This is a genomic window from Gemmobacter aquarius, assembly GCF_003060865.1.
GTDB lineage: Bacteria > Pseudomonadota > Alphaproteobacteria > Rhodobacterales > Rhodobacteraceae > Paragemmobacter > Paragemmobacter aquarius.
The window spans coordinates 361,197-384,461 of the sequence record NZ_CP028918.1; the positions used below are offsets into that span (position 1 = coordinate 361,197).

The 23,265-nt window shown below is 63.7% G+C and carries 25 protein-coding genes; 15 read left to right on the plus strand and 10 right to left on the minus strand.

The genetic code is table 11. The features are described from left to right. The first annotated feature begins 1 nt into the window (after position 1). From HYN69_RS01685 to HYN69_RS01710, 6 genes are all read left to right on the plus strand, one after another. Entirely contained in the window at positions 2-1,303 is a 1,302-nt protein-coding gene (locus tag HYN69_RS01685; RefSeq protein WP_108434217.1) for an HlyD family type I secretion periplasmic adaptor subunit, read from the plus strand. 77 nt (positions 1,304-1,380) lie between these two features. Then, positions 1,381-1,839 (plus strand): RidA family protein, encoded by a 459-nt coding sequence (locus HYN69_RS01690; protein ID WP_108434218.1) that lies wholly within the window; start codon positions 1,381-1,383, stop codon positions 1,837-1,839. After that, positions 1,839-2,621, plus strand: a complete 783-nt coding sequence (locus HYN69_RS01695; protein ID WP_108434219.1) for a glycerophosphodiester phosphodiesterase family protein — start codon at positions 1,839-1,841, stop codon at positions 2,619-2,621. Before HYN69_RS01690 ends, HYN69_RS01695 begins: the two co-directional genes overlap by 1 nt. Positions 2,622-2,720: 99 nt before the next feature. After that, entirely contained in the window at positions 2,721-3,890 is a 1,170-nt protein-coding gene (locus HYN69_RS01700; RefSeq protein WP_108434220.1) for a GNAT family N-acetyltransferase, read from the plus strand. Positions 3,891-3,933: 43 nt separating this feature from the next. Next, positions 3,934-4,551, plus strand: a complete 618-nt coding sequence (locus tag HYN69_RS01705; RefSeq protein WP_108434221.1) for a glutathione S-transferase family protein — start codon at positions 3,934-3,936, stop codon at positions 4,549-4,551. Next, positions 4,544-4,831, plus strand: a complete 288-nt coding sequence (locus HYN69_RS01710) for a 4a-hydroxytetrahydrobiopterin dehydratase (RefSeq protein ID WP_108434222.1) — start codon at positions 4,544-4,546, stop codon at positions 4,829-4,831. Before HYN69_RS01705 ends, HYN69_RS01710 begins: the two co-directional genes overlap by 8 nt. A 79-nt stretch (positions 4,832-4,910) precedes the next feature. Here HYN69_RS01710 and HYN69_RS01715 read toward each other — a convergent pair whose 3' ends face one another. After that, the gene (locus tag HYN69_RS01715; RefSeq protein WP_108434223.1) at positions 4,911-6,509 is read right to left on the minus strand and encodes a phosphoenolpyruvate carboxykinase; all 1,599 of its coding nucleotides are present in this window, start codon (positions 6,507-6,509) and stop codon (positions 4,911-4,913) included. 430 nt (positions 6,510-6,939) lie between these two features. On the opposite strand from HYN69_RS01715, the gene HYN69_RS01720 reads away from it, so the two are divergent. The 7 genes from HYN69_RS01720 to HYN69_RS01750 are packed head-to-tail and all read left to right on the plus strand — an operon-like array spanning position 6,940 to position 12,291. Further along, a complete protein-coding gene (locus HYN69_RS01720; protein ID WP_108434224.1) occupies positions 6,940-7,641 on the plus strand; it encodes a response regulator transcription factor in 702 nt (233 codons plus the stop codon). Next, entirely contained in the window at positions 7,638-9,323 is a 1,686-nt protein-coding gene (locus HYN69_RS01725) for a sensor N-terminal transmembrane domain-containing protein (RefSeq protein ID WP_108434225.1), read from the plus strand. The genes HYN69_RS01720 and HYN69_RS01725 overlap by 4 nt, the downstream gene beginning before the upstream one ends. Before the next feature lie 3 nt (positions 9,324-9,326). Further along, complete coding sequence (locus HYN69_RS01730) at positions 9,327-9,755, plus strand: HPr kinase/phosphorylase (protein ID WP_108434226.1); 429 nt, start codon at positions 9,327-9,329, stop codon at positions 9,753-9,755. Further along, positions 9,752-10,672 carry an RNase adapter RapZ gene (rapZ, locus tag HYN69_RS01735; RefSeq protein ID WP_108434227.1) on the plus strand — a complete coding sequence of 307 codons (921 nt, stop codon included), beginning with the start codon at positions 9,752-9,754 and terminating at the stop codon, positions 10,670-10,672. The genes HYN69_RS01730 and rapZ overlap by 4 nt, the downstream gene beginning before the upstream one ends. 7 nt (positions 10,673-10,679) lie before the next feature. Continuing rightward, positions 10,680-11,075, plus strand: coding sequence for a PTS sugar transporter subunit IIA (locus tag HYN69_RS01740; RefSeq protein WP_108434228.1), 396 nt, complete (start codon positions 10,680-10,682; stop codon positions 11,073-11,075). A 10-nt stretch (positions 11,076-11,085) separates the two neighbouring features. Further along, a complete protein-coding gene (locus HYN69_RS01745) occupies positions 11,086-11,370 on the plus strand; it encodes an HPr family phosphocarrier protein (protein ID WP_108434229.1) in 285 nt (94 codons plus the stop codon). A 33-nt stretch (positions 11,371-11,403) separates the two neighbouring features. Beyond that, positions 11,404-12,291: a lysophospholipid acyltransferase family protein gene (locus HYN69_RS01750; RefSeq protein WP_407925239.1), complete on the plus strand. Its 888-nt coding sequence runs from the start codon at positions 11,404-11,406 to the stop codon at positions 12,289-12,291. Positions 12,292-12,403: 112 nt separating this feature from the next. Here the strand turns inward: HYN69_RS01750 and HYN69_RS01755 are convergent, their stop codons facing one another. Beyond that, positions 12,404-13,114, minus strand: coding sequence for a 16S rRNA pseudouridine(516) synthase (locus tag HYN69_RS01755; protein ID WP_230426459.1), 711 nt, complete (start codon positions 13,112-13,114; stop codon positions 12,404-12,406). 29 nt (positions 13,115-13,143) lie between these two features. Then, positions 13,144-14,022, minus strand: coding sequence for a 3-hydroxybutyryl-CoA dehydrogenase (locus tag HYN69_RS01760; protein ID WP_108436978.1), 879 nt, complete (start codon positions 14,020-14,022; stop codon positions 13,144-13,146). A gap of 144 nt (positions 14,023-14,166) precedes the next feature. Here HYN69_RS01760 and HYN69_RS01765 point away from each other — a divergent pair, with 144 nt between their 5' ends. After that, positions 14,167-15,000: a DUF6473 family protein gene (locus tag HYN69_RS01765; protein WP_108434231.1), complete on the plus strand. Its 834-nt coding sequence runs from the start codon at positions 14,167-14,169 to the stop codon at positions 14,998-15,000. 111 nt (positions 15,001-15,111) lie between these two features. On the opposite strand, the gene HYN69_RS01770 is transcribed toward HYN69_RS01765, so the two are convergent. From HYN69_RS01770 to HYN69_RS01795, 6 genes are all read right to left on the minus strand, one after another. Next, positions 15,112-16,035: an electron transfer flavoprotein subunit alpha/FixB family protein gene (locus HYN69_RS01770; protein ID WP_108434232.1), complete on the minus strand. Its 924-nt coding sequence runs from the start codon at positions 16,033-16,035 to the stop codon at positions 15,112-15,114. Next, complete coding sequence (locus HYN69_RS01775; protein WP_108436979.1) at positions 16,035-16,796, minus strand: electron transfer flavoprotein subunit beta/FixA family protein; 762 nt, start codon at positions 16,794-16,796, stop codon at positions 16,035-16,037. Before HYN69_RS01775 ends, HYN69_RS01770 begins: the two co-directional genes overlap by 1 nt. A gap of 134 nt (positions 16,797-16,930) precedes the next feature. Continuing rightward, a complete protein-coding gene (locus HYN69_RS01780) occupies positions 16,931-17,509 on the minus strand; it encodes a cob(I)yrinic acid a,c-diamide adenosyltransferase (protein WP_108434233.1) in 579 nt (192 codons plus the stop codon). After that, a complete protein-coding gene (locus HYN69_RS01785) occupies positions 17,509-17,712 on the minus strand; it encodes a twin transmembrane helix small protein (protein WP_108434234.1) in 204 nt (67 codons plus the stop codon). The genes HYN69_RS01780 and HYN69_RS01785 overlap by 1 nt, the downstream gene beginning before the upstream one ends. A gap of 83 nt (positions 17,713-17,795) precedes the next feature. Next, the gene (locus tag HYN69_RS01790) at positions 17,796-18,617 is read right to left on the minus strand and encodes an SDR family NAD(P)-dependent oxidoreductase (RefSeq protein ID WP_108434235.1); all 822 of its coding nucleotides are present in this window, start codon (positions 18,615-18,617) and stop codon (positions 17,796-17,798) included. Positions 18,618-18,690: 73 nt separating this feature from the next. Further along, positions 18,691-19,218 (minus strand): SH3 domain-containing protein, encoded by a 528-nt coding sequence (locus HYN69_RS01795; protein WP_108434236.1) that lies wholly within the window; start codon positions 19,216-19,218, stop codon positions 18,691-18,693. Positions 19,219-19,344: 126 nt separating this feature from the next. On the opposite strand from HYN69_RS01795, the gene HYN69_RS01800 reads away from it, so the two are divergent. Then, complete coding sequence (locus HYN69_RS01800; protein WP_108434237.1) at positions 19,345-21,648, plus strand: DNA topoisomerase IV subunit A; 2,304 nt, start codon at positions 19,345-19,347, stop codon at positions 21,646-21,648. Positions 21,649-21,836: 188 nt separating this feature from the next. On the opposite strand, the gene HYN69_RS01805 is transcribed toward HYN69_RS01800, so the two are convergent. Further along, entirely contained in the window at positions 21,837-23,201 is a 1,365-nt protein-coding gene (locus tag HYN69_RS01805) for a cytochrome P450 (protein ID WP_108434238.1), read from the minus strand. Positions 23,202-23,265 lie beyond the last annotated feature (64 nt).

The window sequence follows — 23,265 nt, forward strand, 5'->3', positions numbered from 1 at the left end:
CATGGACCCGAATCCCGCATGGTCGGCGCGTGGGCCGATCCTTCTGGGCAGTATAGCACTTGCCGTCCTGCTGGGCGGCTTTGGCTTGTGGAGCGTGACAACCACGATCGCGGGCGCGATCGTCGCCAGCGGGCAGATACAGGTCGAACAAAGCCGTCAGGTGGTGCAGCACCCCGATGGCGGCGTGGTCGCCACCATCGGGGTGAAAGAGGGGGCGAAGGTCGCGGCGGGTGACCTGCTCTTGACGCTGGACGGGTCGATGGTGAAATCCGAACTTTCCATCGTCGAGGGGCAGTTGTTCGAACTCCTCGCCCGCCGCGCCCGTCTGGAAGCCGAGCGCGACGATGCCGAGGCGCCCGTGGTGCCGCCCGAACTGGCCGCGATGGTGGCCGAGCGGCCCGCCGTGGCCGAACTGGTCGACGGGCAGTTGCGGCTGTTCGCTGCCCGCCGTGACACGCTGGCGCGGTCGTCCGACCAGCTAAAGCAGCGCGGCGACCAGACGCTGGAGCAGATCAAGGGCATCACCGCGCAGAGCGAGGCCATGACCACGCAGCTTGCTTTGGTGCGGCAGGAGTTGTCGGACCAGCAGGCGCTGCTGGCCAAGGGGCTTACGCAATCGGGCCGCGTGCTGGAATTGCAACGCCAAGAGGCCGAGATGCTGGGCCGCGCCGGAGAGTTGACCGCCGCCAAGGCCGAGGCCGAACAGCGCGTGACCGAAATCGACCTCGAAGCCCTGCGCCTTGCCGCGCAACGTCGCGAAGACGCAAGCACGCAGTTGCGCGACATCGGGTCGTCGGAACTGGAACTGGTCGAGCGCCGCCGTGCACTTGCCGAACAGATCGAACGGCTGGACGTGCGTGCCCCCGTGGCGGGCATCGTGCTGGGCCTGACCGTCACCACCCCCCGCGCCGTGGTGCGCCCCGCCGATCCGTTGCTATACATCATCCCGCAGGACCGCCCTCTTGTGATCGAGGCGCAGATCCAGCCGATCCACATCGACGAGGTGCGCGTGGGCCAGGAAGTGCGTCTTGTCTTCCCCGCCTTTTCCTCGCGCACCACGCCCGAGTTGTTCGGCCGCGTGTCGGTGCTGTCGGCGGATGCCTTTACCGACCAGAAGACCGGCGCCACGTTCTACCGCGCCGAAATCGTGCTGGAAGCCGACGATATCGTAAAGCTGGCCGATAAGGAGCTGTTGCCGGGGATGCCGGTCGAGGCCTTTATCAAGACAGGTGACCGCACGCCGATGGCCTACCTGTTGAAACCCTTTACCGATTATTTCCAAAAGGCGTTCCGCGAAACCTGACCGCAAAGCGTCGCTTGCGTGTCTTGCGGGGGTGGGTTGCCCCCGCTAGCCTGCGCCAAACCCAAACGGAGGCCACCATGACCATCGAAGCCCGCCTCGCCGAACTCGGCGTGACATTGCCCGACGCGCCCGCCCCTGCGGCCAATTACGTGCCCTTCGTCGTGGTGGGCAACATCGTGCATGTGTCGGGCCAGATCAGTCAGGATGCCAACGGGCTGATCAAGGGGCGTCTTGGCGCCGACATGACGGTCGAAGACGGGGCGGCGGCGGCGCAACGCTGCGCGATTTCCCTGCTCGCGCAGGTGAAAAAGGCCTGTGGCGGCGATCTTTCGCGGCTGGTGCGGGCGGTGAAGCTGACGGGGTTCGTCAATTCGACGACCGATTTCACCGACCAGCCCAAGGTTATCAACGGCGCGTCCGATTTCCTTGTCGCCGCTTTGGGCGATGCCGGACGGCATGCGCGGTCTGCGGTATCGGCCGCATCGCTGCCCTTGGGGGTTGCGGTCGAGATCGAAGGCATCTTCGAGATCCGCTGATGCGTGCCCCCCTGCCTGCCGCCTTCCTGACCCTGCCCATCGCCCACCGCGCCTATCACGACGTGGCGGACGGGCGGCCCGAAAACAGCCGCGCTGCCGTTCGCGCGGCTGTGGCTGCGGGCTACGGGATCGAGATCGACCTGCAACTGTCGCGCGATGGCGTGGCGATGGTGTTCCATGATGAAACGCTGGAGCGCCTTACCCCGCATCAGGGCTGGCTGCGCGACCTGACCGCCGCGGAACTGGGGGCCACGGCGCTGACCGGCGGGGACGAGGGCGTGCCGACCTTTGCCGAAATCCTGTCGCTTGTGGCGGGCCGCGTGCCCCTGCTGGTCGAATTGAAAGACCAGACCCTGCGGATGGAGGATACCGACGGCAAGCTTGAAGCCGCCACGGTCGCGGCCTTGCAGGGTTACGATGGCCCCGTCGCACTGATGTCGTTCAACCCGCATTGTCTGGCGCATCTTGCCCGTCTGGCCCCGCACATCCCGCGCGGCATCACCACCTCGGCCTATGACGCGCAAGACTGGGCACCCCTGCCGCCCGAAACCTGCGACCGCCTGCGCCCGATCCCCGATTACGACCGCGTCGCTGCGTCCTTCATCAGCCATGAGGCCGCCGATCTCGCGCGCCCCCGCGTGGCCGAACTCGCCGACCAAGGGGCGGCGGTGCTGTGCTGGACGATCAAATCGCCGCAGGCCGAGTCCGAGGCGCGCCGTATCGCGCAGAACATCACCTTCGAAGGCTACTCGGCGCAGATCCCGTCCCCGCCCGCCGCTTGACGCAAGGCACATCGGGTCCACCTTTCCCCGTGTCGCAATCATCCTGGGGGGTCCGGGGGCCGAATGGTCCCCCGGCTTTCCGCAAGAACCACGGGCCGCATGACACATCCCACCCTGCACGACAGCCTGACCGAGATCGACGCCGCCGAATGGGACGCCGTGGCCTGCCCCGAGGCGACTTCGGGCCGTCCGGTCGACCCGTTCACCACGCACCGCTTTCTTGTGGCGCTGGACCGGTCACGGTCGACCGGCACCGGGACAGGCTGGGGAACCAAGGCGCTGGTGCTGCGTGATGAGGACGGGCGGATGATCGGGGCGACCCCGCTTTACGTCAAATCGCACAGTCAGGGCGAATACATCTTCGATCACGGCTGGGCCGATGCGCTGGAACGAGCGGGGGGGCGCTATTACCCCAAGCTGCAAATCGCCGTGCCCTTCACCCCTGCGACAGGCCGCCGCTTCCTGACCGCCCCCGATGCGCCCCATACCCGCGATGCTCTTATCGAGGCCGCGATCGGGCTGGCGGCGGGCAACAAGCTGTCATCCCTGCACGTCACCTTTTGCACGGGCGACGAGGCCGAAACCCTGTCAGCCCGCCACGGCCTGCTGCACCGCGTGACCCAGCAATTCCACTGGGAAAACCGCGGCTACGCTACGTTTGATGATTTTCTGGCCGACCTCGCGTCGCGCAAAAGAAAGAACATCCGCAAAGAGCGCGAAACCGCCCGCGCCGCAGGCCTGACCATCCGCGCCCTGACCGGCGACGAGATCGAGGAAAAGCACTGGGATGCTTTCTGGTATTTCTATCAAGACACCGGCAGCCGCAAATGGGGCACGCCTTACCTGACCCGCAAGTTCTTTGACGAAGTCCACAAGACCATGCGCGACGATGTGCTGCTGGTTCTGGCGGAACGGCAGGGCAAGCCGGTAGCGGCGGCGCTGAACTTCATCGGGCGTGATACGCTTTACGGGCGCTATTGGGGCTGCAGCGAAGACCACCCCTGCCTGCATTTCGAACTGTGCTATTATCAGGCCATCGATTACGCCATCGCCCACGGCATGGCGCGGGTCGAGGCGGGCGCGCAGGGCGAACACAAACTCGCGCGCGGCTATCTGCCAACGCCCGTCCATTCGCTGCACTGGATCAATGATCCGAACTTCCGCGAAGCGGTCGCCCGCTACCTGCAAGCCGAACGCCGCGCCGTTGACGAAGAGATCGAGGTGCTGACGTCCTACGGTCCCTTCCGCAACGTGACCTCCGAGGACTGACAAAGCCCGCGCCATGCGCCATGATGGGCCAAAGGAGCACGCCATGACCCTGACGCTTTACACCCATCCGATGTCACGCGGCCGCATGGCCCGCTGGATGCTGGAAGAACTGGGCCAGCCCTATGATGCGGTTTACCTCGACTATGCGACCACGATGAAAACGCCCGACTATCTGGCGATCAACCCGATGGGCAAGGTGCCCGCGCTGGTGCATGACGGCCGCGTGGTAACGGAATGTGCGGCCATCGTCACCTATCTGGCCGATGCCTTTCCCGACGCGGGGCTTATGCCTGCCGACCGCGCCGCCTTTTACCGCTGGATGTTCTTCGGGGCCGGCCCCTTTGAGTCGGCGGTCACGAACAAGGCGCTGGGGGTCGAGGTGCCGCCGGAAAAGCGGGGCTTCGTCGGCTATGGCAGTTTCGATCGGCTGTTGGCAACGCTCGACGCCACGCTTTCGGCGCGTGACTTTCTGGCCGGAGACAGGTTTTCGGCGGTTGACCTCTATGTCGGCTCGCAGATCGGCTACGGGCTGATGTTCGGCTCGCTTCCCGCAAGCGCCGCCCTGTCCGCCTATTGGGACCGGATCAAGGACCGCCCCGCCCGCCTGCGCGCCGCAGGTCTCGATGATGCCGAACTGGCAAGGATGAAACACGATGGCTGACCGATTGACCGACCGCAGCGCGCTGGAACCGCTTTTTGCCGCCGGATGGGCGTTGCAGACGGACCGCGACGCGATTTCCAAGCGTTACATGTTCAAGAACTTTGTCGAGGCCTTCGGCTTCATGACCCGCGCGGCGCTTTGGGCGGAAAAGCTGGACCATCATCCGGAATGGTCGAATGTCTACAAGACGGTCGATGTCACGCTGACCACGCATGATTGCGACGGGCTGTCCGCGTTGGATGTGCGGCTGGCGCAGAAAATGGACCAGCTTGCCGCGTAAGGGCGGGCACGATTTTTCTGCGAAAAATCACCCGCCGGTCCTGAACCGGGGGTGATCTTTGCCGCGCGTAACAGGGCCGTTAGCGGATGGCTGCGGCTTTCACGTCGTCGTCGATGAAGGGCACGTATTGGCCGAAATTGTCGGCGAACATGCCCACCAGTTTGGCGGCCTGCGCGTCATAGGCGGCTTTGTCGGCCCAGGTTTCGCGCGGGTTCAAAAGCGCGGCGTCCACCCCCGGCAGGGCTGTGGGCACGTCGAAGCCGAAGTTCGCATCGCGGCGGAATTCGACGCTGCCGAGCGACCCGTCCAGCGCCGCCGCGAGCAGTGCCCGCGTGGCCTTGATCGGCATGCGCTTGCCGGTGCCATAGGCCCCGCCGGTCCAGCCGGTGTTCACCAGCCAGCAGGTCGCGCCATGCTTGGCGATCTTGGCTTGCAAGAGCTTTCCGTAAACCTCGGGGCGGCGCGGCATGAAGGGGGCGCCGAAGCAGGTGGAGAACGTGGGCTGCGGTTCGGTCACGCCGCGTTCGGTTCCGGCGACTTTTGACGTGAAACCCGACAGGAAGTGATACATCGCCTGCGCGGGGGACAGCCGCGCGATGGGGGGCAGCACGCCGAAGGCGTCGCAGGTCAGCATGATCACGTTCTTTGGATGCCCGCCAAGGCCGGTGGCCGAGGCGTTCGAGATGTAGTCGAGCGGATAGGCGCAGCGGGTGTTTGCGGTCAGGCTGTCGTCGTCGAAATCGAGTTCCAGCGTTTCGGGGTCGTAGACCATGTTTTCCACCACGGTCGCGAAACGGTGGGTGGTGGCAAAGATTTCGGGTTCGGCTTCGGGGTTCAGGTTGATGGTCTTGGCGTAGCAGCCGCCTTCGAAATTGAACGACCCGCGGTCGGACCAGCCGTGTTCATCGTCGCCGATCAGCGTGCGGTCGGGGCTGGCCGAAAGCGTGGTCTTGCCGGTGCCTGACAGGCCGAAGAACACGGCCGTATCGACGGGGTTGCCGATGGCATGGTTGGCGCTGCAATGCATCGGCATCACGCCCTTTTCCGGCAGCAGGTAGTTCAGCAGGGTGAAGACCGATTTCTTGTTCTCGCCCGCGTAAGCCGTGTTGGCGATCAGGATCAGCTTCTTGTCGAAGTTGAGCGTGATCACCGTTTCGGTCCGGCAGCCGTGGCGGGCCGGATCGGCCTTGAAGCTGGGGCAGTTGATGATCGTCCATTCCGGCACGAAACTGTCGAGTTCGCCGCGCGCCGGGCGGCGCAGCAGGTGGCGGATGAACAACCCGTGCCATGCCAGTTCCGTCACGACGCGCACATCGAGGCGGTGGACCGGATCGGCCCCTGCATAAAGGTCTTGAACGAAGTAGTCGCGCCCCTGCATGTGGGCCAGCATGTCGGCGTGCAGCAGGTCGAATGCAGCGGGCGACATGGCGGCGTTGTTTTCCCACCAGATCGTCTTTTCGACCGAAGCGGTGTGGACCACGAATTTGTCTTTCGGCGAGCGTCCGGTGAACTGGCCGGTCGAGCAGAGGAACGCGCCGCCCTTGCCAAGCTTGCCTTCGCCGCGCTTCACCGCCTGTTCGACCAAGGCGGGTTCGATCAGGTTGTAATAGACGTGTCCCAGTCCGGTGATGCCTTGATGCGCCAATTCCTGCGCGGGGTTCACGCGTCCGTTCATCATCCTGCAAGCTCCTCAGGGCCGGAAAATTTCCGGCGTCTCTTCCCAAAACGCAACCCGGGCCAAAGGGTTGCAACGATCCCCCCCGGGCCAACAGGGGGGTGTCCCATTGGCTATAACACGGCGTTCCGAATTTGGAACAGCACGCAAGCGCACAGTTAGCGCAACCATTCCAAGGTTAGCGCAATCACTTGCTGCGGTGCGGTTGGAAGTGGCGGCTGCCCGCGCCGCGCGGTCGGGGAAAGCGCCGGAGCGTGTGGAAAGATGGTTAATATTTGCGGTGAAACTGCGGCAAATAGATCATTCCACCTAACTTTCGTGCGTCCGCGCCCCCCAGTTCCAAGGTGATTCGCACATTCGGGTTGATTCCAATCGGCGGAAAATGGATCATCTGGCAAAAATCAGAATAACGGGCAGTAAGGGATAACCACACATGGCAAGGATTGCGCTTGTTGACGACGACAGGAATATCCTGACGTCCGTTGCGATGACGCTTGAGGCCGAGGGGTTCGAGGTCGAGACCTATAATGACGGGCAATCGGCACTGGATGCGTTCAACCGGCGCCTGCCGGATATGGCGGTGCTCGACATCAAGATGCCGCGCATGGACGGGATGGACCTGCTGCAGCGCCTGCGGCAGAAAACCTCGATGCCGGTGATTTTCCTCACCTCCAAGGATGACGAGATCGACGAGGTTCTGGGCCTGCGGATGGGGGCTGACGATTACGTCAAGAAGCCCTTCTCGCAGCGTCTGCTGGTAGAACGCATCCGTGCGCTGCTGCGTCGGCAGGAAGCCATCGCGTCGGGCGAGGTGGCCACGACCGAAGAAACCAAGATCATGGAGCGCGGGCAGCTTCGCATGGACCCTCTGCGCCATTCTGTGACGTGGAAGGGCATGGATGTCGCGCTGACCGTGACGGAATTCATGCTGCTTCAGGCGCTGGCGCAGCGCCCCGGTTTCGTGAAAAGCCGTGACCAGTTGATGGACGTGGCCTATGACGATCAGGTTTACGTCGATGACCGCACCATCGACAGCCACATCAAGCGTCTTCGCAAGAAGATGCGTGCAGTTGATAACGATTTCTCGGCCATCGAAACGCTTTACGGGATCGGCTACCGCTACAACGAGGAATGACCGCACAAACGCGCCTGACAAAGGAGGGGCGTCCGGCCGCGTCGGGCGACCTGCTTCTCGGAGACGACTGGGTCGCACCTGACCATCTCGTCGATCCCGCCCTGCGTGAAGGGCGGGGGCGGCGCGGTTTCGTGTCGTTGAACCGGTCGCCGCTGGCCCGCAAGATCATCTTGTTCAACCTGCTGGCGCTGGTTCTGCTGGTGGCGGGCGTGCTGTTCCTGAACCCGTTCCGCGACAGCCTTGTGATCCAGCGCGAGCAGGGCCTGATTTCCGAGGCGATGCTGACCGCCGACCTGCTCGAGGCCAGTTTCGAAGGGCCGCCGCAAGCCGCCGATGTCGATGCCGCGCTGTCGACGGCAGGGATTGGTCCGGGGGTCGAGGTCTTCGTATACACGCCCGAGGGTGCGCTTTTGGGCCGCCATACCGGCGATCCGCGCGAGGTGGTCGATACGGCGAACCGCACGACGCTGATCGTCGATGCGCTGAACTGGGTCTGGGACGGCGTGACCGGCCTGTTCGCGGCAAACCCCGCGACGCTGCAACCCTATGACGGCGAGGCGCTGGTGCGTCCGCTGATCGACGAGTCTGCAAAGGGGCAAACCGTGGTCAACACGGGGCGCGGGCCGACGGGCGGGGCGCTTTTTTCAGTCGCCACACCCGTGACCGAGGCAGGGGCGCTTGTGGCCGTGGTCGCGTTGACCAGCGCCGAGGGCGAAATCGACCGTCTGGTGCGTTTTGAACGCGAGCAGGTTTTGCAGATGTTCGTGGTGGCGCTGATGGTCAGCCTTGGCCTGTCGCTGGTCTTGGCGTCCACCATTGCGAATCCGCTTTCGGACCTTGCCGCCGCTGCCGAACTGGGCCGCGACCGTGACCGCCGCGCGGGGCCTGCGCGCGTGCGTATCCCCGATCTGGCTGCGCGGCCCGACGAGATTGGCCGCCTGTCGGTGGCAATGCGCGGCATGGTGGCGGCGCTCTATGACCGGATCGACGCCAACGAACAATTCGCCGCCGACGTGGCGCATGAGATCAAGAACCCGCTGGCGAGTTTGCGGTCGGCGGTGGGCACGCTGCGGGTGGCAAAGCGCGACGACCAGAAGGAAAAGCTGCTCGAGGTGATCGAGCATGACGTGCGCCGCCTTGACCGCCTTGTCAGCGACATCTCGAATGCCTCGCGGCTGGACAGCGAATTGGTCAAGGAGGAGGAGGAGGAATTCAACCTCGTCAAGACCCTGACCAACCTGTGCGAATATCTGGGCAATCAGGCCGAGGAAAAAGGGGTCGAGTTCATCACCGATTTCCCCCCCGATCCGATCAGCATCCACGGGCTGGAAGCGCGTCTGGCGCAGGTCTTCGTCAACCTGATCTCGAACGCGGTCAGCTTTTGCGAGGAAGGCGATGCCGTCCGCGTCTGGGCGCGCCGCCGTGCAAACCGCGTGCTGGTGGTGGTCGAAGACACCGGCCCCGGCATTCCCGAACAGGCGCTGACCAAGGTGTTCAAGCGGTTCTATTCCGAGCGCCCGCAGGTGCAGTTCGGCCAACACTCGGGCCTTGGGCTGGCGATTTCCAAGCAGATCGTCGAAGCGCATGGCGGGGTGATCTGGGCCGAGAACATCCGGCCCACCAATGCCGATGCCACGTCGGACCCGCTGGGTGCCCGTTTCGTCGTCGGCCTGCCGGTCTGACCCGTGACACACCCCCCTGACCTGACGCTGCATGCGACATGCGTGGCGGTGGGCGAAACGGGGGTGTTGATCATCGGGCCAGCCGGATCGGGCAAATCGTCGCTCGCGCTGGCGTTGATGGCTTATGGCGCGGTGCTGGTGGCCGATGACCGGACCGTATTGACCCGTGACGGGGCCGATCTTGTGGCGAGTTGCCCGCCCGCGATCCAAGGGATGATCGAAGCGCGGGGTTTGGGGCTTTTGCACGCCGAAGCGCGCGTAGGCGTGGCCATTGGTCTGGTCGTCGATCTGGGCCAAACCGAAGGTCAGCGCCTGCCGCCTTTCCGGAATGTGATGCTGTCCGGACGGACACTGCCCCTTGTGCTTGGCCAGACATCTCCCCATTTTCCTGCTGCGCTTTGGCACTATGTCAAGGCGGGGCGGCGGGAATGAAAACGCAAACGGCAAAGGCCGAAACCTTGATCGATGGGCACCACGTGGTGCTGGTGACCGGGCCTTCGGGGGCCGGGCGCTCGACTGCTATCGATGCGCTCGAAGACCTCGGCTACGAGGTGATCGACAATTTGCCACTGTCGCTGATACCGCGCCTGATCGACGGGCCGCCACTGGCCCGCCCCATCGCGCTGGGCATGGATGTCCGCAACCGCGATTTCAACGCGACCGCGCTGATCGAGACCATCGACACGCTGACCCGCGATCCGCGCGTGTCGCTGGATGTTCTTTACCTCGATTGCGCTCCTTCGGAACTTATCCGGCGCTATGCCCAGACGCGGCGGCGCCATCCGCTGGCCCCCGCCGAAACCCCGGTCGAAGGGGTGGGCCGCGAGATCGACCTGCTCGCACCGATCCGCGTGCGCGCCGACCACCTGATCGACACGACCGAAATGTCGCCGCATGACCTCAAGGCGGAACTCGCGCAATGGTTCGGGCGCGACACGTCGCATCGCTTGGCGGTTTCGGTGCAATCCTTCAGCTACAAGCGCGGGCTACCACGGGGCGTGGATATGGTGTTCGACTGCCGCTTCCTGCAAAACCCCTATTGGGCCCCCGATCTGCGCGATCTTGACGGGCGCGATGCGGCGGTGGCCGATTTCATCCGTACCGATGCCCGTTTCGTGCCGTTCTTCGAAAAATTGCGCGATCTGGTACTGCTTTTGTTGCCCGCGACCGTCGAAGAGGGCAAAGCGCATCTTTCGATAGGGTTCGGCTGCACCGGCGGGCAACATCGCAGCGTCGCAATCGCGGAAATGTTGGGCAATTCGCTTGCAGAGGCAGGCTGGCCGGTGTCAAAACGTCACCGGGAACTTGAACGCAGGTCAGCAGGTTTGCTGTCCTCGGCATCGGGGTGATGGGCGCGTGATCGGTATCGTGATCGTGGCGCATGGCGGCCTTGCACGGGAATATCTCTCGGCGGTCGAACATGTCGTCGGTAAACAGGATGCGATGCGCGCCATCGCCATCGAGGACGAACATGATCGCAGCGCCAAACAGGCCGAGATCTGCGATGCGGCTGATTCTGTCGATCTGGGGCAAGGTGTGGTCGTTGTGACCGACATGTTCGGTGGCTCGCCGTCGAACCTGTCGCTGATGGCCTGTTGCGGGCGCGATCGCCGGATCGTCTATGGCGCGAATCTGCCGATGCTGATCAAGCTGGCCAAATCGCGCGACATGTCGGTGCCCGATGCCGTGGCCGCCGCGCTTGACGCGGGGCGCAAGTATATCAACAGTCTGGACTTGGGCAGCGGTGCGTGACCCGCAGCGGATGGATGAGGCCAGAGTGACGTCGAAAACCCTTCGGATCATCAATGAAAAGGGCCTGCATGCGCGGGCCTCGGCCAAATTCGTCGAAGTCGTCGAACAGCATGACGCGCAGGCGGCCGTGACCAAGGATGGAATGACGGTTTCGGGCGACTCGATCATGGGGCTTTTGATGCTTGCCGCATCGCGCGGAACCTCGATTGACGTCACGACAAGCGGCACTCAGGCCGAGATGCTGGCCGACGCGCTGGAGGCGCTGGTTGCAAACCGCTTCGGCGAAGACTACTGAGACGCGTCGGGCGAAGGTAAAGGCGCATAACGGGTGATCGAGACGTCGCACAACAAAACGGAGCCTGTCGCAGTGCGACGGGATGACGGTGGCGGCAAGCCCTATGACATGCGCCGCCTCTCCTATGCGGGCACGTTCAAGAACCCGTTCAAGGCCGCGACCATCCGCGCCATCGAATGGACCACTGCCAAGATCACGCTTCTGCGGCTGATCCGGCAGTTCGAACGGTCGGGCGCGCCTTTTGGTTCGCCCTTCTGGCCCAAGGCGATCCGCCAGATGGGAATCACCATCCAGACGCCGCCCGAAGAGATTGCGCTGATACCGCCCACCGGTCCGCTTGTCGTGGTGTCGAACCACCCGTCGGGGCTGGTCGACGGCATGGTGCTGGCAGAACTGGTCAACCGCGTTCGACCGGATTTCAAGATTTTGACGCGCAGCCTTTTGACGGGCATCCCCGAGGTTGCGGAATTCATGATCCCCGTGCCCTTCCCGCATGAAGACAACGCCCGCGAACTGGGCTTGCAGATGCGCGACGAGACGATGAAGCATCTGCGGGCAGGCGGGGTCATCATCCTGTTTCCGGCGGGCAAGGTCGCGATGTCCGAAGGCTGGTGGGGTCCGGCAGTCGAAAGCGAATGGAACGTCTTTACCCACAAGATCGTCAAATCATCGGGTGCGACGATCCTGCCGGTTTATTTTCCGGGCCAGAATTCGCGCACATTCCTGATCGCCAACAAGATCAGCGACACGATCCGGCAAGGATTATTGCTGTATGAGATCAAGCGCTGCCTGTTCAAGCCGACCCGCCCCGTCATCGGTGCGCCGATTCCGGCGGAAGAACTGAAGAAATGGGAGGGCAATCCGCGCGGTTTCCTCGCATGGTTGCGCGCGCACACGCTCGGGCTGAAGCACAGCGCCTGACAGCCGTCGGCCACGATTTTTCTGCGAAAGATCGACGACACCGATGCTTCTGCGAAGGATCTTCGGAGCGCGTCTTCAAGTTTTCGCAGAAAAATCTTGGTCCGGTTCAAACCTAGCTGAAGATCAGCGAGATTTCTTCTGTTCCCAACAACCGCCATTGCCCCGCAGCCAGCCCGTCGGGCAGGGTCAGCCCGCCCAGCCGTTCACGGTGCAGCGCCTCGACATGGTTGCCCACGGCCGCGAACATGCGGCGCACCTGATGATAGCGCCCCTCGGTCACGGTCAGCAGGGCTTCGGTCGGTGACATCACTTCCAATCCAGCCGGAACAAGGGGTTTTTCCTCACCCTCCAGCATCAAGCGGCCCGAAGCGAAGACCGCCGCCTCGTTGCCCGTCAGCGGGCGGGCCAGCCTTGCACGATAGGTCTTTTCGACATGCCGCTTGGGGCTGATGATGCGGTGCAAGAGCGCCCCGTCATCGGTCATGAGCAAAAGCCCCGAAGTCTGCTTGTCGAGCCGCCCGATGGTCGAGATCGCCGGATCGCGCCCGCGCCAGCGTTTGGGCAGAAGATCATAGACGATGGGCCCGTCTTCCTTGTGCGAACAGGTCATCCCCAAAGGCTTGTGAAGCAGGATCACCATACCTTGCAGCGGGTCGAGCGGTTCGCCGTCGATTTGCATCCGCTTGGGCAGGTCGGGCGTCACGGCGATGCGCGCGCTGGCATCGGCCAGTTCCACGCCGTCAAGCACGATCCCCCCCGCCTTGGCCAGCCGCGCCATCTCGCTGCGCGAACCGTAGGCCATCGAGGACAGCAGTTTGTCCACGCGAGAGGTTGGCGCTTTTGTCATGGCCGTCAACGCGTCGGAACCGGCACCTCGCCGCGATAGTCGTAAAAGCCGCGCTGCGTCTTGCGGCCCAGCCAGCCTGCTTCGACATATTTGGTCAGCAGCGGGCAGGGGCGGTATTTGGTGTCGGCCAGCCCGTCATGCAGCACGTTCATGATGGCAAGGCAGGTGTCCAGCCCGATGAAATCGGCCAGTTCAAGCGGCCCCATCGGATGGTTCGCGCCGAGTTTCAGCGATTCGTCGATGGATTTGACGTTCCCGACGCCTTCATACAGCGTGTAGACCGCCTCGTTTATCATCGGCATCAGGATGCGGTTGACGATAAAGGCGGGGAAATCCTCGGCACTCGCCGCCGTCTTGCCGAGCTTTCGCACCACCCCGTGCAGCGTGTCCCATGTCTCGGCATCGGTGGCGATGCCGCGGATCAGTTCGACCAGCTGCATCACCGGCACGGGGTTCATGAAGTGGAACCCCATGAACTTTTCGGGCCGGTCGGTCCGGCTGGCAAGCCGCGTGATCGAGATCGACGAGGTGTTCGATGTCAGGATCGTCGACGGTTTCAGATGCGGCAGAAGGTCTTCAAAGATCGCCTGTTTCACCGTCTCGCGTTCGGTCGCGGCTTCGATGATCAGGTCGGTCGGGCCGACATCGGCTAGCGTGAGCGTCGTCTTGATCCGGCCCATTGCGGCGGCTTTGTCGTCAGCCGTCACCTTGCCGCGCGTGACCTGCCGTTCGATGTTCCGGTCGATTGTGGCGATGGCCTTGTCAAGGCTGGTCTGGCTGATGTCGGTCAGCAGTACGTCATAGCCTGCAAGCGCGAAGACATGGGCGATGCCGTTGCCCATCTGGCCTGCGCCGACGATCCCGACCGTGCGGATCTCTGCCATAACGTCACCTTCCTTCACGAATTTCGTGAAAACCTTATGCATCCCAAGCCCTTCGGCGCAAGGCCACGGCGGTGCGGCTTTACGCTTTCTTGACGGATCGGCGCCAAAGCTGGGCGCGGGTGTGTTGCAATGCAGGTGTGCGGGATGAGCTTTGCTTTTCCGGGCGAGATGTCGCTCGACTATTTTCCATGCCGTTACGGGCGTTCGAAACTGCTGTTCCGGGGACCAAGGCGCGATCTTGCCGCGCCCTATGTCGCTGTGCTGGGCGGGGGTGAAACCTATGGCAAGTTCGTGGCCGAGCCTTGGCCCGCGCTTTTGCAACAGGCGTTGGGGGTGCCGGTCGTCAACCTTGGCGCGGTGAACGCGGGGCCGGATGCATGGGCGGGGGATGGGGCTATCCCTGAAATCGCCGCGCAGGCGCGGGTGACGCTGGTGCAGGTGACAGGCGCCCAGAACCTGACCAACCGCTTCTATTCGGTGCATCCGCGCCGGAATGACCGGTTCCTGCGTGCCTCGCCGCTGCTGGCCTCGATCTACCGTGAGATCGATTTCACCGAGTTCACCTTTACCCGCCACATGATGCAATCGCTTTACCGCGCCTCGCCGGAAAAGTTTGCCATCGTGGCCGAGGAGTTGCGGGCGGCATGGCTGGCGCGGATGATCGCGCTGTTGCCGCGTCTGGGGGCACGCGTGGTACTGGTCTGGATGGCGGGGCAGGGGCCAGACGCGGCGCGGCCCGTGCCCGAGGATGAGCCGATGCTGGTGACGCGGGCGATGCTTGATGCGCTGGTGCAGCGCGGGGCGGGGCTGGTCCAGGTGGTCTATAGCGACAGGGCGCAGACGCAGGGGGTGGCGGGCATGGTCTATCCGGCGATGGCGGAAGCGGCGGCGCGGGCAATGCCGGGGCCGATGCAACATGCCGAGGTTGCGGCGGCTGTCGAGCCGGTTCTTGCGGGGTTGCTCGGGCTGGGTGGGTGAATCACCCACCCTACGGGGCGCTGTTGTAGGGTGGGTGATTCACCCACCCAGCCAACGCAAGCAAAAGGCGCGGCGGTTTCCCGTCGCGCCTTTCGGTAGGTTTCCGAAAGCTCAGAGCTTTTCGATCATCTCGGGGACGAGCGTGAACAGATCGCCCACCAACCCGTAATCGGCGACCTGAAAGATCGGCGCTTCCTCGTCCTTGTTGATGGCGACGATGACTTTCGAATCCTTCATCCCCGCAAGGTGCTGGATCGCGCCGGAAATCCCCAAGGCGATGTAGAGCGTGGGTGCCACCACCTTGCCGGTCTGACCGACCTGCCAGTCGTTCGGGGCATAGCCGCTGTCCACCGCCGCACGGCTGGCACCGACGGCTGCTCCCAGCTTGTCGGCCAGTTTTTCGACCAGCGCGAAGTTTTCCTGCGACCCCAGACCGCGCCCGCCCGAAACGACGATGCCCGCCGAGGTGAGTTCGGGGCGATCCGACGTCGCCACCTTGTCCTCGACCCACGAAGACAGCGACCCGTCAGCGGCAATGGCGATTTTCTCGACCGCAGCCGAGCCGTCCGCAGCAACAGCGGTGAAGCCTGCGGTCCGCACGGTCATCACCTTTTTGGCGTCCGACGATTTCACCGTCTGCACGGCATTGCCGGCATAGATCGGGCGCTCGAAGGTGTCGGCGTCGATCACGGCGGTCACGTCCGAGATCACCATCACGTCGAGCAAGGCCGCCACGCGCGGCATGACGTTCTTGCAGAACGCGGTCGCAGCACCGGCGATGTGGCTGTAGTTGCCCGCCAAAGCCACGATCAACCCGGCGGTCGACTCGGCCATGCCATGGTCAAAAGCTGCGTCGTCGGCATGCAGCACCTTGGCCACGCCCGCGAGCTTGGCCGCTTCGGCAGCGGCAGCGCCGCCCGTGCCTGCGACTAGAACGTGGACTTCGCCAAGCGAAGCCACGGCGTCCAGTGTCTTGGCCACGGCATCGGTTGCCAACTGGCCGTCATTCACATCGGCAAGAAGAAGAACGGCCATCAGATCACCCCTGCTTCGTCTTTGAGTTTCGCGATCAGCTCGGCCACCGAGCCGACCTTGACGCCCGCCTTGCGGCCCGCCGGTTCGACCGTCTTCAGCACGGTCAGGCGCGGGGCCACGTCCACGCCGTAATCGGCGGGGGTCTTCACCGCCAGCGGCTTGGCCTTGGCCTTCATGATGTTGGGCAAGCTGGCATAGCGCGGCTCGTTCAGGCGCAGGTCGACCGTGACGATGGTCGGCATCTTGACCTTGATGGTCTGCAAACCGCCGTCGACTTCGCGCGTGATCACGGCGTGATCGCCCTCGACCGCCAATTCGCTTGCAAAGGTCGCCTGCGACCAGCCGAGCAGCGCCGAAAGCATCTGCCCCGTTGCGTTCATGTCATTGTCGATGGCCTGCTTGCCACAAAGGACCAGACCCGGACCTTCTTCCTTGACCACGGCTGCGAGCAGCTTGGCCACCGAAAGCGGTTCGATGTCGGTATGCACGTTATCGGTCGCCTCGATCAGGATCGCGCGGTCGGCACCCATGGCCAGCGCGGTCCGCAGGGTTTCCTGGCTTTGCTTCACGCCGATGGACACGACGACGACCTCGGTCGCGATGCCCTTTTCGCGCAAGCGAATAGCCTCTTCCACCGCGATCTCGTCAAAGGGGTTCATCGACATCTTGACGTTGGCGAGATCGACGCCCGATCCGTCCGCTTTCACACGGACCTTCACGTTATAGTCGATCACCCGTTTGACAGGCACCAGGACCTTCATCGGCGCAATCTCCATGTTCCGGCCCCATGGGGCCCAATCCAAGCTCTCGACAGCCTAAGTAATCGCTTGCGCTGCGCTGCGACAGACCAAATGCGACAGCAAACCGCGTCCCTACGTCGCGTTATGCTTGCCGGTCAGCCCTCGCGGGTCAGTCCGGGCACCCAGAGGACATCATCTTTGCCGTCGTTGTTGGCGATACGCCCCGCGACGAAGAACCAGTCGGACAAGCGGTTGAGGTATTTGACCGCTTCGGTATTGACCGATTCCATCGTGGCGGTTTCGACCACCAGACGCTCGGCGCGGCGGCATACGGTGCGGCACAGGTGCAGTTGCGCGGCGAGGGGTGACCCGCCGGGCAGGATAAAGGACCGCAGGGGCGTAAGTTTGGTGTTCATCGCGTCGATCTCGCGTTCCAGCCGCAGCACCTGTGCCTCTTGTATCCGCAAAGGGGTGTAGGGCAGGGCGGAATCGAGGTGCATGTCGGGCGTGCAGAGGTCGGCGCCAAGGTCGAACAGGTCGTTCGAGATGCGGGCCAGTGCCAGTTCGATCTCGCCCTCCGCGTGCTGGCGGGCAAGACCCACGGTCGCGTTCGTCTCGTCCACCGTGCCATAGGCCGACACGCGCAGCGAATGTTTCGCCACCCGCGCCCCGTTGCCCAGCGCGGTTTCGCCCGCATCGCCAGTTTTCGTGTAAATCTTGGACAGAACGACCATCAGCGGCCCCCATGGAAATAGGCGAAGGTCACAATCAGCACCACGGCCACGGCTTGCGCCGCGATGCGGTAGCGCATGATGCGGTTCGCGTGTCTGCGGTTGAATTCCCCGCCTTTGCCGAAGCTGCCGATCCCGAGCATCAGGATGGCGAGCACGACAAGCGCCGATAGCGAGGCGAGGATGAAAAGCGGATCGTTCAGCATGGTGGTCCCTCCGTTCGGCGGTGATCTAGGGGTTGTCGGGCAAAAAGCGAAAGGGAAAACGATTATTCTGCGCCCGAGTGGCACTAACCTTTGGAAATCACCCAGTCGAGCAGCGAGGTCGGCAGGATCCGCCGCAAGAAGCCCATCAGATAGGTCGGCGTCGTGACGTAATAGCGCGCCTTGGGGCGCGGGCTGTCCAGCGCCTTGACCAGCGCCCGCGTGACAGCCGAGGCGGGCAGTTCGAAAGGGTCTGGCCCACGCTTTTCGTAAAGCCGCCCGCGCAGGCTTTCGTATTCGGCGCGGCGGGCGGAATTTTCCCAGTCGATCCATTTCTCGAAATGCGGGATGGCGTTCTGGCGGATCAACGTGCCGATGGGGCCGGGTTCTATCAGGATGGTGTGGATGCCGGTGCCGCGCATCTCGATCCGCATCACGTCGCTTAGACCCTCCATCGCGAATTTGGTGGCGACATAGGCCCCGCGCCATTTCGCGCCGACAAGGCCAAGCACCGACGAGCAGTTGACGATGCGGCCATGCCCCTGCGCCCGCATCACCGGAATGATCCGCCGCGTCAGGTCGTGGTAACCGAAAAGGTTGGTCTCGAAAATCTCGCGCAGCGCGCCGCGCGGCAGGTCTTCGACCGCGCCGGGGCAGGCGAAGGCACCGTTGTTGAACAGCGCATCGAGCCTGCCTCCGGTGCGCGACAGGGCCTCAGTCACGGCGGATTCGATGCTGGATTCGTCGGCATAGTCGAGGCGGAAACTCTCCAGCCCCTCGCCGCGCAGGCGTTCGCAGTCGGCTTCCTGCCGGCAGGTGGCAAAGACGCGCCAGCCAAGGGCGCGCAAGCCCTGCGCCGCGTCGTACCCGATGCCGGAAGAGCAGCCGGTGATAAGGATGGACCGCATGAAACCCGCCTGACTGACCCTGAACCCCTGTCTGCTTAGGCGGTCGGGGCGGTCTTGGCAAATGCCCAAACGGTCAGTCGGCAGTGGCCAGATCGACCGTCGCGGTGGCGGGGGCCTGATCGGTCAGCAGGCTTTTGTGCACGAATCCAGTCACGTCGCCTGTGGCCGAGCGGACCCGCATCCAGCCGTTCGGTTCGGCCCACATCAGATAGACCGCTTCGCCAAGCCCGACCTTTCCGGCAAGGGCGCTGCGTTTGTTCGGCTCGCTGCGGACATTGGCGGTTCCGGCGGTGATCCAGCGCAGCTGCACATTGGCGGGCAGGTTCGCATCGGCGGACAAGGCGCTGTCGGTCAACGTGTCCGTCAAAGTGTCTGGCGTGGCTTGCGAAGGCGCGGTCGGCGTGTAGGCCGCAAGCGATACCTCTTGCGGTGCCGTCGCCCGAACCACAGGCTTCGGGGCGGGCAAAACACGGATCCCGCTGATGGCTGGCGCGTCGCTTGCCTGTTCCACGGCAAAGCGGGCGGTCCGGGCCGGGCCATCGCCAAAGATGACCATCGACGAATAGAGCGACGCACACAAAAGAACCAACAACCTGAACACGACTCATACTCCGGCGACTCATACTCGGGCTGCATAACATGCAGGGTGCGACGCGGGTCAACGCTTGTTGTGGGCATCCTCGCTTTCGCGCTGGACCGAAGGCGTGGCGCGAATTACACAACATCCATGTCAGATTTGCCCGAAGACCCCAATACACAGTCCGTGACCCTGTCCGAGCCGCTTTCGCGGGCCATCGGTGAACGCTATCTGACCTATGCGCTGTCCACGATCATGCACCGCGCCCTGCCCGATGCGCGCGACGGGCTGAAGCCCGTGCACCGCCGCATCCTTTATGCCATGCGCGAACTCAGGCTTTCGGCCACGGGGGGCTTTCGCAAGTCGGCCAAGATTTCGGGCGACGTGATGGGCAACTATCACCCCCACGGCGATGCCGCGATCTATGATGCGATGGCGCGCCTCGCGCAGGATTTCAACGTGCGCTACCCGCTGGTCGACGGGCAGGGCAATTTCGGCAACATCGACGGCGACAATCCGGCCGCCAGCCGCTACACCGAAGCCCGCCTGACCGCGATTGCCGAAACCCTGATGGAGGGGCTGGCCGAAAACGCGGTCGACTTCCGCCCGAACTACGACGGCACGCTGGAAGAGCCCATCGTGATGCCCGCCGCCTTTCCGAACCTGCTGGCCAACGGGTCCAGCGGTATCGCGGTGGGGATGGCGACGAACATTCCGCCCCATAACCTCGACGAGTTGATCACTGCCTGTCAGGCGATGCTTAAAGACCCCGAACTGGACCATGCCGCGCTGGTGGCCATGGTGCCCGGCCCCGATTTCCCCACCGGCGGCGTGATCGTGGAACCGCGCGAGAATATCCTCGAAGCCTATCGCACCGGGCGCGGGTCGTTCCGGCTGCGGGCGAAATGGCAGGTCGAAGACCTTGGCCGTGGCATGTGGCAGATCATCGTCACCGAGATTCCCTATCAGGTCGCCAAGTCCAAGCTGATCGAAAAGCTGGCCGAGGTGATCCAGACCAAGAAGGTGCCGCTGCTGGCCGATGTGCGCGACGAATCCGCCGATGACGTGCGGATCGTGCTGGAACCGCGCACGCGGACGGTCGAACCCGACATGCTGATGCAGATGCTGTTCCGCAACACCGACCTCGAAACGCGGTTCGCGCTGAACATGAACGTGCTGATCGACGGCAAGGTGCCAAAGGTCTGCTCGCTGCGCGAGGTGTTGCGCGCCTTTCTCGACCACCGCCGCGATGTTCTTAAACGCCGGTCGTTCCACCGTGTCGAAAAGATCGACCACCGGCTCGAGGTGCTCGAAGGGCTGATCATCGCCTACCTCAACCTCGACCGCGTGATCGACATCATCCGCTATGACGACGACCCCAAGGCCGCGCTGATGCGCGAAGACTGGGGCGTACCGCACAAGCGGGCGATGACCGAAAAGGATTACATCCCCCCCGCCCCGGGCGAGGGCGAGCTGACCGAGTTGCAGGCCGAATCGATCCTGAACATGCGCCTGCGGTCGTTGCGGCGTCTGGAAGAGATCGAACTGAACCGCGAACGCGACGAATTGATGAAGGAACGCGCCGATCTGGCCGACCTTCTGGAAAGCGACCGTCGCCAGTGGAAGAAGATCGGCGAGGAGCTGGAAGATATCCGCAAGAAATTCGGCAAGGGGACCGAGGTCGGCAAGCGCCGCACCGATTTCGCCGATATGGGCAGCACCGAGGAAGTCCCGTTCGAGGCGATGATCGACCGTGAACCGATCACCGTGATCTGTTCCAAAATGGGCTGGATACGGGCGATGAAGGGCCATGTCGCGCTGGATTCGGATGTGAAGTTCAAGGATGGCGACGAAGGCCGCTTCCTGTTCCACGCCGAAACCACCGACAAGATATTGCTCATCGGGTCGAACGGGCGCTTCTACACGCTGCTGGGTGCCAACCTGCCCGGCGGGCGTGGCATGGGCGAACCCGTGCGCCTGATGGTCGATCTGCCCAACGAATGCGAAATCACCGATCTGATGATCTTCCGCGCCGGTGAAAAGCTGCTGGTGGCATCCACCGCCGGTGACGGATTCATCGTGCCGTCAGACGAGGTTCTGGCGCAGACGCGGGCGGGCAAATCGGTGCTGACGGTGCGCGACGGGGTCAAGACGGCGCTCTGCCGCCGCGTTTCGGGTGACCATGTCGCCGTGGTCGGTGAAAACCGCAAGGTGCTGGTTTTCCCGCTGGTGCAATTGCCCGAAATGGCCAAGGGCAAGGGCGTGCGCCTCCAGAAATACAAGGACGGCGGCCTGTCGGATGCGATCACCTTTACGCTGGCCGACGGGTTGTCGTGGAAAGACCCCGCAGGGCGCACCCGGACCGAGACGGAACTGGCGCTGTGGACCGGCCCGCGTGCCGCGGCGGGAGCTATGGCCCCGCGTGGTTTCCCCCGCGACAACAGATTTACCTGACCCCCCAAAACGAAAACGCCCCAAAACGAAAACGCCCGGAGCCGAGGAACACTCGATCCGGGACGCCTACTCGTTACCGACATACTGATTACAGGCCGCTTGTGACGACACATCAGAAGATATCGATCAGATATGAATTTTCAATTACACCGCGCAGGACTTTTTGCACACGTTGCCGTTGCGTCACATCAGGCAGCACTCGCCTTTAACCATACGCCCCCCTCGGGCCGCAGTGTCAGGATCATCACCGGTTTCGGATCGCGCCCCTGCACCGGATCGAAGCGGAAGCGCGACAGCAGGGTCGCAAGGATGATCACCGCTTCCTGCAGCGCGAAGTTCTGGCCGATGCAGATGCGCGGGCCGTCACCGAACGGCAGATAGGCGAAGCGCTCGACGGGCTTTCCGCCGGCAAAACGGTCGGGATCGAAACGGTCGGGATCGGGCCAGAGCTTGTGGTGACGGTGCAAGGCATAGACCGGCAGGATGACTGTATCGCCGCGCAACACCTCGCGACCGCACAATGCGTCATCCGCCTGCGCCGTGCGCGACAGGAAGGCGGCGGGCGGATACATTCGCAACGCCTCGTCCACGATGCTGCGGATATAGGGCAGGGCCATCACATCGTCCGCAGTCGCAGCACGCTCCGAAAGCACCGCCTGCGCTTCGGCCCGCGCCTTGTCCTGCACCGACTGGTCGAAGGCGCAAAGGTAAAGCGACCATGCCAGTGTCAGCGCGGTCGTCTCGTGGCCCGCGACGATAAAGGTCAGCAGGTTGTCGCGCAATTCGGCGGTGGTCATCCGCCGTCCGCTTTTGGGGTCTTCGCCCGCCATCATCAGGTCGAGCAGATCGGGGATTTGCGGCCCCCCTTCGGCCCGCCGCTTGTCGATTGCGCCGTCGGCCACGCGCTTCATCTCGCGCACGCCCGATTGCGCCAGCATCCGCGACGGGCGCGGCAGCCATGTCGGCGCGCCGATCACGTCGAGCAACGATACCTTGGCCGTCTGGCTTATGTAGCTTTCGATCGAGCGGTGGATCGCGTCACGGTCGAACCCGCCGCCGCCGGAAAATGTCACATCCGAAATCACCTCGAAGGTCGCCGTCACCATCTCGTCGAACACGTCGACCGCGCGGCCCATCGTCGCTGCGATCCGCGCCACGGCCCGATCCGCCGCTGCCGTCATCACCGGCGCCAATGCGGCCACGTTGCGGTGGCTGAACACCGGTGCCGCCGCTCGGCGTTGCCACAGCCATTCCTGCCCTTCGGCCACGAACATCGACTTGCCGATGCCGGGTTCGAGAATCAGCTTGGTCACATCAGACTTCGGATAGTCCTCGACCTTGTCGCGCAGGATGCGTTTGAGCGCCTCGGGGTCCATGACCATATGCCAGCGCTTGCCCGTCCGCCCCGACACGATGGGCGCGTGCGTGGCGATTTCGGGGATCAGCTCCAGCACGTTGCGCCGCCCCGCTTTCAGCGTGCCGAACACGCCCAAGGGTTCGGTCGCCAAGGGAACGCGCACGGGCTTGCGGGCAGGTGCAGGGGAATCGAGCATGGGAGCCTCGTCTTTTTGCTTCCCTTCAGATAGGCGGTCGCGCGCTTTCGGAAAGGCCGCGATT